The 10109-nt window shown below is 73.8% G+C and carries 11 protein-coding genes and 1 other RNA gene; 6 read left to right on the top strand and 6 right to left on the bottom strand.

From position 1 onward, the window contains the following. Window positions 1–46 precede the first annotated feature (46 nt). Window positions 47–823: an SDR family oxidoreductase gene (locus AC07AW_RS10235; protein ID WP_478814984.1), complete on the top strand. Its 777-nt coding sequence runs from the start codon at window positions 47–49 to the stop codon at window positions 821–823. Window positions 824–848: 25 nt separating this feature from the next. On the opposite strand, the gene AC07AW_RS10230 is transcribed toward AC07AW_RS10235, so the two are convergent. The 3 genes from AC07AW_RS10230 to AC07AW_RS10220 all read right to left on the bottom strand — a co-directional run bounded on the left by AC07AW_RS10230 (window position 849) and on the right by AC07AW_RS10220 (window position 2823). Further along, window positions 849–1172 carry a nuclear transport factor 2 family protein gene (locus AC07AW_RS10230; protein ID WP_478814983.1) on the bottom strand — a complete coding sequence of 108 codons (324 nt, stop codon included), beginning with the start codon at window positions 1170–1172 and terminating at the stop codon, window positions 849–851. 78 nt (window positions 1173–1250) lie between these two features. Next, window positions 1251–2276 (bottom strand): excalibur calcium-binding domain-containing protein, encoded by a 1026-nt coding sequence (locus AC07AW_RS10225; protein ID WP_478814982.1) that lies wholly within the window; start codon window positions 2274–2276, stop codon window positions 1251–1253. 85 nt (window positions 2277–2361) lie between these two features. Continuing rightward, window positions 2362–2823, bottom strand: coding sequence for a VOC family protein (locus tag AC07AW_RS10220; protein ID WP_478814981.1), 462 nt, complete (start codon window positions 2821–2823; stop codon window positions 2362–2364). Between the two features lie 156 nt (window positions 2824–2979). Between AC07AW_RS10220 and AC07AW_RS10215 the strand changes: the two genes are divergently transcribed. Beyond that, window positions 2980–3477, top strand: a complete 498-nt coding sequence (locus AC07AW_RS10215; protein WP_478814980.1) for a DUF1203 domain-containing protein — start codon at window positions 2980–2982, stop codon at window positions 3475–3477. A gap of 9 nt (window positions 3478–3486) precedes the next feature. On the opposite strand, the gene AC07AW_RS10210 is transcribed toward AC07AW_RS10215, so the two are convergent. Next, window positions 3487–4722: a serine hydrolase domain-containing protein gene (locus AC07AW_RS10210; RefSeq protein ID WP_478814979.1), complete on the bottom strand. Its 1236-nt coding sequence runs from the start codon at window positions 4720–4722 to the stop codon at window positions 3487–3489. Between the two features lie 157 nt (window positions 4723–4879). Between AC07AW_RS10210 and AC07AW_RS10205 the strand changes: the two genes are divergently transcribed. Together AC07AW_RS10205 and AC07AW_RS10200 are read left to right on the top strand one after the other, a co-directional pair. Further along, window positions 4880–6037 carry a sensor histidine kinase gene (locus tag AC07AW_RS10205; RefSeq protein WP_478814978.1) on the top strand — a complete coding sequence of 386 codons (1158 nt, stop codon included), beginning with the start codon at window positions 4880–4882 and terminating at the stop codon, window positions 6035–6037. Beyond that, on the top strand, window positions 6028–6687 hold the full coding sequence (locus AC07AW_RS10200; RefSeq protein ID WP_478814977.1) for a response regulator: 660 nt from the start codon (window positions 6028–6030) through the stop codon (window positions 6685–6687). Before AC07AW_RS10205 ends, AC07AW_RS10200 begins: the two co-directional genes overlap by 10 nt. A gap of 65 nt (window positions 6688–6752) precedes the next feature. On the opposite strand, the gene rnpB is transcribed toward AC07AW_RS10200, so the two are convergent. After that, window positions 6753–7151: RNase P RNA component class A (gene rnpB / locus AC07AW_RS10195), an RNA gene on the bottom strand. A gap of 77 nt (window positions 7152–7228) precedes the next feature. On the opposite strand from rnpB, the gene AC07AW_RS10190 reads away from it, so the two are divergent. Next, window positions 7229–7990 carry a MerR family transcriptional regulator gene (locus AC07AW_RS10190; protein WP_478814976.1) on the top strand — a complete coding sequence of 254 codons (762 nt, stop codon included), beginning with the start codon at window positions 7229–7231 and terminating at the stop codon, window positions 7988–7990. After that, on the top strand, window positions 7987–8655 hold the full coding sequence (locus tag AC07AW_RS10185) for a hypothetical protein (protein WP_478814975.1): 669 nt from the start codon (window positions 7987–7989) through the stop codon (window positions 8653–8655). Before AC07AW_RS10190 ends, AC07AW_RS10185 begins: the two co-directional genes overlap by 4 nt. On the opposite strand, the gene AC07AW_RS10180 is transcribed toward AC07AW_RS10185, so the two are convergent. Beyond that, window positions 8600–10042, bottom strand: coding sequence for an RNB domain-containing ribonuclease (locus AC07AW_RS10180; protein ID WP_478814974.1), 1443 nt, complete (start codon window positions 10040–10042; stop codon window positions 8600–8602). The genes AC07AW_RS10185 and AC07AW_RS10180 overlap by 56 nt on opposite strands. Window positions 10043–10109 lie beyond the last annotated feature (67 nt).

The raw sequence follows: 10109 nt of genomic DNA, 5'->3' as shown, positions 1-10109 counted from the left end.
TGTCATTGTCGAGTACAGAACATCCACGTGTCGGACGGATGAGTTCATGGGGCATGCGTCTCGCGTACGCTGCGCGCCCATGAGCATCGCAGTGGTGACGGGAGCCGGTTCGGGCATCGGCCGGAGCGTGGCGCTGGCCCTCGCGGCGGCCGGCTGGACGGTGGCCCTGGCGGGCCGCAGGGCGGAGGCCCTGGAGGAGACGGCCGCGGCCCTGCCGGAGGGCGACTTCCTGACCGTCCCGACGGACGTCACGTCGGAAGAAGAGGTCGCGAACCTCTTCACGGCGGTACGGGCCCGCCACGGCCGGGTGGACCTGCTCTTCAACAACGCCGGTACGTTCGCGGGCGGCGGCGTCCCCGTCGAGGACCTGGACCCGGCGACCTGGCGCGCGGTGGTCGACGTGAACCTGACGGGCGCGTTCCTCTGCGCCCAGGCGGCCTTCCGGACCATGAAGGAGCAGGCCCCGCAGGGCGGCCGGATCATCAACAACGGCTCGATCTCCGCGCACGTGCCGCGCCCGCACTCGATCGCGTACACGGCGACCAAGCACGCGATGACGGGCCTGACGAAGTCCCTGTCCCTCGACGGACGCCCGTACCGGATCGCCTGCGGCCAGATCGACATCGGCAACGCGGCGACGGAGATGACGGCCCGCATGCAGACCGGCATCCTCCAGGCCAACGGCGAGCTGGCGGTGGAGCCGGTGATGGACGCGGCGGACGTGGCGGCGACGGTGGTGCACATGGCGGAGCTGCCGCTGGAGGCGAACGTGCAGTTCGCGACGGTGATGGCGACGGCGATGCCGTACATCGGCCGGGGGTAGCGCGCCCCGGCCGACGACACGGCGGTCAGGCCTGCCCGGTCTCGAACCGGGACACCTTCCCGCCGTCGACGGTGAAGACCCACTTGGTGCGCATCGCGCCCCAGGTGTCGTTGCGGTAGTCGGCGACGAGGGCCAACCCGTCGTCCGCCTCGGACGCGACGTCCATGTGCCCGTTCGAGGAGAACACCTCCCGGTCGAGCCACTCCTGCAGATTGCGGTCGGAGCCGTCGTCGGACATGGTCGCACCGGACGCCAGAACGGCGGCGAGGGCCGCCTGGTCATGGGCGTTGAGGGCCGTGACGAAGGCGCGCACGGTCGGATCGCTGAGCTGGTTCACGCGAATGGTCATGCCCCACCCGTACACCTGCGGGGCGCCCCTCTCCGGGCGCCCCGGCCGTGAGGTCCCCCCGACAGCGGTCCGGAACCGTCAGGACCAGTCGCAGGCCTTGCCGTCGCCGTCGCGGTCGAGACCGGAGCGGTAGCCGGGCTGGCCGGCGTAGATGGGGGCCTTGCCGGCGGCGCGGACGGCGTCGCAGTTCTTGTAGTAGGCGGCGCCGCCGCCACCGCCGGAATCGCCGGAGCCTCCCGAACCGCTGCCGCTGCCGTGGCGGTCCGGGTCCGGGTCCGGGTCCGGGTTCAGCCGGGCGTAGTCCTCCGAGGGGCAGGACAGGCCGGGCCGTGCGAGGGACAGCCGCACGGACATGTACTCCGGCCGCTCGATGTCCTCGCCCGCCTCCGGGTCCTGGAAGCAGATCCGCCAGTCGTCATGACGGGCCGCCAGGTCGACGTCCGTGTACACACTGGCGCCGCGGATCTCGGTGAGGCCCGCCTTCCGGAGCACCGCGGAGCCGGCCGCGAAGGTCTTGCCGACGACGTTCGGCACCTTGGGGAAGACGACGGCGGCGCCGTCCCGCGCCGGGCAGGGGCTGCTCTTCTCGACGACGGCGAACTCGATGCCGATCCGCCGCCCTTCCTCGATCGCGGCGGTCTCCCCCGCGGCCGGCTCCTGGAAGCAGACCTTCCAGTTGCCGTCCACGAGCTGCATCTTGTCGTCCTCGGTGGCGTCGTGCGAACGCGCCCGGAACCCCGCCTCGTACGCGGCCCGCGAGGCGGTCTCCAGGTTCTGGCCGACGTAGTCGGCGACGACCCGGCGCACGATCGGCGTCGGCGTGGGGGTGGGCGGGGTGTACGGCGTGAAGGACGGGAACGCACTGACCCGCGGCTCGGCGTCGGCCACCGCGGGCTTGTCCGCCGGCGGCTCGCTCGTGCCCAGGGCCACGAACCAGACGCCGGACAGCACCGTCGCGAGCACCTTCTGCCCCGGCGACCAACGGCTGCGCCAGGCAAGGATGATGCCCAGGGGCGGCAGGAGGACCAAACAGAAGACGACGACCCCGGGCCGCCGCCACCGCGACTCCTCCCGAACCGGCCCCTTGCCCAGCGACACGCCCACCCGACCCTGCCCCTCCCTGACGACGTTTCGGCGGCACACAGGGTATGACCTGCGTGTTCACCGTCCGCACCCAGGGTGGGCCCGGTCAGTCGAGGCAGAACTCGTTGCCCTCGGGGTCGGTCATCACGATGTGGCCGGCGCTCATCGGCGGGGCCGGCTCGAAGCGGCGCATCCGCTTCGCCCCGAGCCCGACGAGCCGGTCGCACTCGGCCTCCAGGGCGGCCATCCGCTCCTCCCCCTGGAGCCCCGGCGCGGCGCGGACGTCGAGATGGACGCGGTTCTTGGCGACCTTGTCCTCGGGCACCTGCTGGAAGAACACGCGCGGGCCCACGCCGTCCGGGTCCTCGATGGCCGACCGCGAGTTGCGCTGATCCTCGGGGACGCCGATCCGCGCGAGGAACTCGTCCCAGGCGGCGAGCGGGTCGGCCCCCTCGGGCAGTTCCATTCCGGGCGGCCCGGGGTGGACGTACCCCAGCGCGTCCCGCCAGAAGGAGGACAGGGCCCGGGGGTCGTGGGCGTCGAAGGTGACCTGGAAATGACGGCTCATCCGTACGGCTCCGTTCGATAGCGGTTCGCGAAGCGACCGTACCCAAGCGCACTGACACCGGCCCGGCGGAACACTCGGCCCGCTCGTCGGGCATGCCCGAGCGCGGCGTCCGAATTGCGCCAGCGGTTCGGTGCCGCCCCGGGCCACCCTGACGGCATGAACACCTACTCCGTCCGTGCCATCTCCCCCTCCGCCCTCGCCCGGCTGCGCGTCACCGACGACGCCGGCCGCGCCTGCGTGCCGTACACCGCCACCGACGGCGGTCATCCCCTCCGCTGCTGCCTGCGCCTCTCGGAGCCCGGCGAGCGGATCGCCCTCGTCTCGTACGCGCCGCTCCGCCGCTGGGCCGCCGAGACCGGTGCCGAGCCCGGCGCGTACGACGAGCAGGGCCCCGTCTTCGTCCACGCCGAGGACTGCGGCGGCCCCGCGCCCTCGGAGGCGTACCCCTTCTCCCGTGCCGGGGCGCTCCGCACCCTGCGCCGCTACGACGCGGCCGGCCGGATCGCCGGCGGCCGTCTTCTGGAGCTGCCCGAGACCCCTGCCGAGGGCTTCGACGAGGCTCTCGCCGAGGCCTTCGCCGACCCGGCCGTCGCCCTCGTGCACGTCCGGGCCGTCGAGTACGGCTGCTTCCACTTCGAGGTCCGGCGCCCGTGACGACAGGCCCTAGCGGCGCGTGCCGGAGGTGTCGCACAGGGCGCGGTCGACGAGGTCGCTCGCTTGCTTCTGCTGGCGAATCGTCCTGCCGAGGTCGTTGAAGCTGGTGGTCAGCGAGACGGTGACCGTGCGGCGGCCGTCCGCGGTGGCGCCGTTCAGGGTGATGTAGCCGGCTTCGCCTCCTTCATGGCTCCAGTAGCTGCCGCCGCAGCTCAGGGGGCGCTCGACCAGGCCGAGGCCGTAGCGGCCGCGGGGCCAGAAGGCGTCGAACGGCTTGGGGACCGGGACGGTGTGCTTCATCTCGGCCAGGCGCGCCTCGGAGAGCAGCTCGCCGCCGAGGAGGCCCTGGAAGAAGCGGTTGACGTCCGCCGTGGTGGAGACGTAGCCGCCGAGGTCGGGGACGATCTGTTCGGTGACGTCGGTCCGCTCGCCGGAGGCGAAGACCTGGTAGCCGTCGGCGTGCGGGCGGCGCAGGGTGGGCGTGGCGCCCGGGAGATACGTGTGGTGCATGCCGAGCGGTTTCAGGATCCGCCTCTCGACCTCCTCCTGCCAGGGGCGGCCGGTGACCCTGTCGACGATCATGCCGAGGACGACGTAACCGGTGTTGGAGTAGCCCCAGCCGGTGCCGGGCTCGAAGTCCGGGTGGTGCTTCATCGCCCGGGCGACGATCTGTTCGGCGGTGTAGGTGTCGTAGCGGTGCCGGTAGTACTGCTGCGGGGTGTCGAAGCCGGGCAGGTCGTCGTGGAGGCCGCTGGTGTTCTGCAGGAGCTGACGCACGGTCATCTTCCGTCCGTCGTTGCCGTTTCCGGCGATCACACCGGGCAGCCAGTGGTCCACGGTGTCGTCCGGTGACAGCTTGCCCTCGTCGACGAGCTGCAGGACCAGCGTGGCCATGAGTGCCTTGCCGGTGCTGGCGATCCGGAAGTAGCCGTCGCGGGGCACCGGCCGCTGGGTGCCCACCTCGGCGACGCCGGCGGTGGCGACCAGGTCCCGGCCCGAGGCGGTGGTCACCCGCGCCTGGACGCCGGTGATCCCCAGCGCCCGGAGGGCATCGGTGTCCCGGCGCAGGTCGGCCTGATGGTAGCCGGGCGTGGCCGCGCCGTCCGCGGACCGGACGGCCAGGGCCGCACCCGCGGTGGCGAGTGCGGCCGCCGCCGCGACGGCCGGCCATCCCCGGCGGATGCGGCGGTGGCGCTTCGGGGACGGGTGGCTCTGCGGCGCTGAGGCCGGGGTGGTGGATGTCATGCCGGTCACGCTAGGGAGGCGCCGCGTGGCAAGTCGCTGCCGCGGGCGACCGGTTGTGACCTACAGCCTGCTGTAGTGCCGTCCGGGTCGCCGGCACGTACGGTCGCTTCCGGAGGGCCGGATCCGGTCCCGTACACACCGAAGGAAGGCGAGCCCAGTGCACCGCGTGACCGGCGAGGCCCGCGCACGGTCGGTCGAGACCGGGCGCGGCGGACGCTATCTGCTCGGCACCCTGACGACCGCGACGGTGACGCTCGTGGCGGCGCCGCTCCTGTGCGTGCCGTCGCTCGCGGCTCCCTGGGCGGAGCGCCACCGCCGCCGTGCCGGGGCGCTGCTCGGCCGGCCGGTGGAGCCGGGCCCGCGCCCTGTCCGCCGCGATCTGGCGTGGCTCGTGGTGCAGGTGGCGACCGGTCTGCCCGCGGGTCTGGTCGCCCTGCTGTGTCTGGGCAATCTGCTCCTCACCCTGGTGGTCGCCGTGGGGTGGTGGGCGTTTCCCGCGTCGGATCCGCCACGGCTGCTGCTGCTCGATGTCCGTGTCGACGGCTGGGTCCCCGCGCTGACGGTCAACCTGGTGCAGCTGCTGGTCCTCGCGGCGCTCGCGGCGCTCGTCCTGCCGCCGCTGGCCCGGGTGCACGCGCGGTGCTGTCTGGCGGTCCTGGCGCCGTCTCCGGTGGAGCGCCTGGCCGCGCGCGTCACCGAGCTCACCCGGACGCGCGCGGACGTCCTGCGGGCGCACGGCGCGGAACTGCGAAGGATCGAACGGGACTTGCACGACGGCACCCAGGCCCGGCTCGTGGCCATCGCCATGCGGCTCGCCGTGGCCGGGGAGACCCTGCCCCAGGACCCGGACGCGGCCGCCGCGCTCGTCCGGCAGGCCCGGGCCGAGACCGAGGAGGCCATGACCGAGCTGCGTTCCGTCATCCGCGCCGTCTACCCCCCGGTCCTGGCCGACCAGGGTCTCGTGGGCGCGCTCGGCACCCTGGGCACCAGGGCCGGTGTGCCGACCCGCATCGGCGTCGGCGAGCTCGGCGAGGTACCGGCCGCGGTCGAGGCGGTCGCGTACTTCGCCGTCACCGAGGCGCTGGCGAACATCGCGCGGCACAGCCGGGCCGGCAAGGCCTCCGTCGACGTCGCCCGCGACGGCGTGCTGCTGTGCGCGAGGATCACCGACGACGGGACCGGCGGGGCGGACGCGTCCCGGGGCAGCGGCCTGGACGGGATCCGCCGCCGCGCCGCCGCCCTGGACGGCACCCTGAGGATCAGCAGCCCGCCGGGCGGGCCGACCGTCATCACCGTGGAGCTGCCGTGCGTGTAGTCATCGCCGAGGACAACGTCCTGCTGGCCTCGGGACTCGAACTCCTCCTCGGCTCGCAGGGTTTCGAGGTCGCCGCGATCGCGGACGACGCCCCCGGCTTCCTCGCCGCCGTCGAGACGCATCGCCCGGACGTCACCATCGTCGACGTGCGGCTGCCGCCGGGCTTCCGCGACGAGGGGATCCGCGCCGCGCTCCGAGCCCGCCGCGACCGTCCCGGCCTTCCCGTCCTCGTCCTGTCCCAGTATGTCGAGCAGGAGTACGCGGGCCGCCTCCTCTCCGACACCCGCGGCGGGATCGGCTATCTCCTCAAGGACCGGGTGAGCCGCATCGCGGAGTTCACCGAGGCGCTGCGCCGTGTGGCGGCCGGCGGCACGGCCATGGATCCCGAGGTCATCGCCCAGCTCCTCGCCGTCCGCGGCGATCCCGTCGACGCCCTCACCCCCCGCGAGCGCGAGGTCCTGGCGCTGATGGCCGAAGGGCACGACAACGCGGGCATCGCCCGGCGGCTCTTCGTCACCGACAACGCCGTCCACAAGCACATCGGCAGCGTCTTCCTCAAGCTCGGCCTGTCGGCCGGCGACAGCGGCCACCGCCGGGTCCGCGCCGTCCTGGCCTGGCTCCGCCGCCACGGCGGCCCGGAGCCGGTGTGAGCAGAACGAGGAAGGGCCCCCGATCAGGCGGAAACCTGTTCGGGGGCCCTTCCCACGTGGGCCGACAGACGAGTCGGGCTGTACGCCGGGTTCTGTGCCCCGGGACCTCGCGGTCGTCGGGGCGACGGCCATCCATCTAGGACCGGCGTTGCCGCCGGCCTCCTGCGGTCTACCCGCGGACTCGGGCGAGCAGCCCTCGAACATCCGCGCAGGGACACCGAGGTGTCCCCTCTTGACCTTGCTCCGAGTGGGGTTTACCTAGCCGCCTGAGTCACCTCAGGCGCTGGTGGTCTCTTACACCACCGTTTCACCCTTACCGAGGACCGAGGTCCCCGGCGGTCTGTTTTCTGTGGCACTGTCCCGCGGGTCACCCCGGGTGGCCGTTAGCCACCACCCTGCTCTGTGGAGCCCGGACGTTCCTCGGGAAGATCCGAGGATCTCCACGCGGCCGTCCGCCCGGCTCGTCTGCCGTGCCGACCATGCTACCTGGCGGGGCGAACACCCTTGACCCTGCCGCGACGTCAGGGTTTCTACTGGGCGCATGCGTATCGGCGAGATCGCCGCGCTCGTCGGGGTCACCCCCCGGGCCGTGCGGCACTACCACCAGTCGGGTCTGCTGCCCGAGCCCCCGCGGCGGGCCAACGGGTACCGGGAGTACGGGGTCCGGGACGCCGTCCTGCTCGCCCGGATCCGGCGGCTGACCGAGCTGGGGCTGGGCCTCGACGAGGTGCGGGACGTGCTCGCCGACGACGAGGGCCGGGGCCTCGCGGAGGTCCTGGAGGAGCTGGCGGAGGACCTGGCCCGGCAGGAGGCGGTGATCCGGGAGCGCCGGGAGCGCCTCGCCCCGCTCCTCGCCGAGGCCCGTGCCGGGCGCCTGCCCGCCGAGGGCCCCGTCTCGCCGGAGCTGTCGGCGCTGCTCGCGGGTCTCGGCGAGCTGCCCGAGTCCCCGATGGCGGCGAAGGACCGGGAGATCCTGGCCCTCCTCGACACCGTCGTCCCCGAGGCGGAGCGGGCCCGGCTGATGGCGCTGATGCACGACGCGGCGGGCAGCGCGCGGGAGCTGTACGGGCTCCTGGACGCCCTGGCGGACGTGGCGGCGGACGACCCCCGGGTGGAGGGGGCGGCCCGCGCCCTGGCCGCCGTCCTGCCGGACGGGATGGCGGTGGAGCTGCCCCCGGCGGGCGCCGGGGGTCTCGCGGACACGTTCTTCGCGGACCTCGCCCCGGCGCAGTCGGCGGCGGTACGGCGGGCGGTGGAACTGGTGACGGCACGAAGGACGGCAGAAGGGGAGGCGGACCGATGACGCACAGCACCCGCAGGGCGGACGAGGGTGGCGGGCCCCGCAGCCGGGCGCTGCCCGAGGTCGTGCGGCGACTGGTCGGGCACGAGCTGCGGCTCCTGGAGAGCCTTGTCCGGTGGGCCGGGCGGCGGGCGCACGGGGTGGCGGGCGCGGATGGCGTGTTCCCGCACGCGCGGGACCAGGCGGCGCTGATGTACGGCTTCGCGTTCGTGTGCGTGGTCGAGACGGTCGGCATGTCGTACCTGCTCGCCGACTGGCCCTTCGTCCACGCGGTCATCCTCGTCCTGGACGTCTACACCGTGCTGTTCGTCCTGGGGCTGCACGCCGCGTCCGTGACCCGCCCGCACACGCTCACCGGCGATGTCCTGCGGGTCCGGCAGGGCGCGCACGTCGACGTGCGGGTCCCGGTCGGGCGGATCGCGTCCGTCCGGCGCGAGTCCCTCTTCTCGCACGAGAGGAAGGACGGCGAGCTGAACCTCGCCGTCGGCTCCCAGACCTCCGTCACGATCGAGCTGACCGAGCCGGTCGACGCGCCCCGGCTGCTCGGCGCGCCCCGCCCCGTACGGCTGATCCGGCTCCACGCCGACGACCCGCGGACGCTCGTACGGGAGCTCACGCGGGCGCGAACAGGACCTTCGCCGTCCCCGGGTCCGCCGCCGACAGCCTGACCCGCAGCCACTCCCCCAGCGGCAGCTTCGCCTCGCCGCCCTCGATGCGGGCGACGACCGCCGGGTCCTCCAGGTGGACGGTGCCGACGGCGGGTTCGCGTTCCTTCACGTCGATGACGTACGCGTCGAAGATCTCGCCGATCCGTTCCTTCAGGAGCGCCGCCTCGACGATGTCGACGCTCTCGCGTTCGACGGTGTTGGCGCGGCGGGCTCCGGTGGCCATCTCGTCGGGGAGGGCGGGCAGGGCGGCCCGTACCCACTCGGGCGGCTCGTCCCCGGCGACCGCCGCCACGCACAGCTCGCCCGCGTACCGGTCGACGAGCCGGCGCAGCGGCGCGGTGCAGTGGGTGTACTCGTCGGCGACGGCGGCGTGGACGGCGGGGCTGGGGACGTGGCCGTCGGTGAAGACGGTGTAGCCGGCGCCGCGCAGGAGGCTGGTGCAGTCCTGGAGGAAGGCGGCGTGGCGCGGGTTGGTGGGGTCGGCGGAGCGGACGACGTCGGCGTACGAGACGTGGTGCGGCCAGTCGACGCCGAGGGCGTGGGCGGAGCGGCGCAGCCGGGCGACGGCGCCGTCGGGCGCGGTGGGGAGGGTGCGCAGGATGCCGGTGCCGGCGGCGGTCATGAGGTCGGCGGCGGCCATGCCGGTGAGGAGGGAGATCTGGGCGTTCCAGGCGTCGGCGGGGAGCGGGGCCCGGTAGGCGAGGGAGTAGGTGTGGTCGGTCTCGACGATCTCCTGCTCGGGGACGTTGAGGGAGATCCCGCCGCGTTCGGCTTCGAGGGCCTCGCGGAGGCGGCCGATGTCCCGGAGGAGGGCCAGGGGCTCTTCCGCCGTCCCGTCCTCGATGCGGCGCTGCGCGCCCTCGTAGTCGAGTCTGGCGCGGCTGCGGACGAGGGCGCGGCGGACGTCGGTGGAGACCCTTCGTCCTTCGGCGTCGAGGTCGACGCGCCAGAGGAGGGCGGGGCGGGGTTCGCCGGGGAGGAGGCTGGCGGCGCCCTCGGAGAGGACGGGCGGGTGGAGGGGGACCTTGCCGTCGGGGAAGTAGAGGGTGAGGACCCGCCGGTGGGCCTCGGCGTCGAGCGCGCCGCCGGGGGTGACGAAGGCGGCGACGTCGGCGATGGCGTAGTGGACGCGGTAGCCGCCGTCGGCCCGGCGGGCCAGGTGCATGGCCTGGTCGAGGTCGGTGGACGTGGGCGGGTCGATCGTGAAGAACGGCAGGTCGGTGGCGTCGTAGGAAGGAATCCTGGGGGCTTTCGCGGCGGCTTCGGCCTCGGCGAGGACCTCGGGCGGGAAGTCCTCGGGGATCGCGAGCTCGGTACGGAGTGCGCGCAGGGCGGCCCGCAGCGGAGCCTCGGCTGCGCCGGTCACGTGGATGTGGCGGCGGGGCATGGACCGAGCGTATGAGCTGGGGCAGGGTGCGGCACCTCGTAGGCTGGACGACCGGGGCCGCACCCCC

Source organism: Streptomyces sp. NPDC044003, from assembly GCF_056435185.1.
The sequence above is the reverse complement of the archived record's forward strand: the minus strand, read 5'-3'. Positions and strand labels throughout refer to the sequence as shown.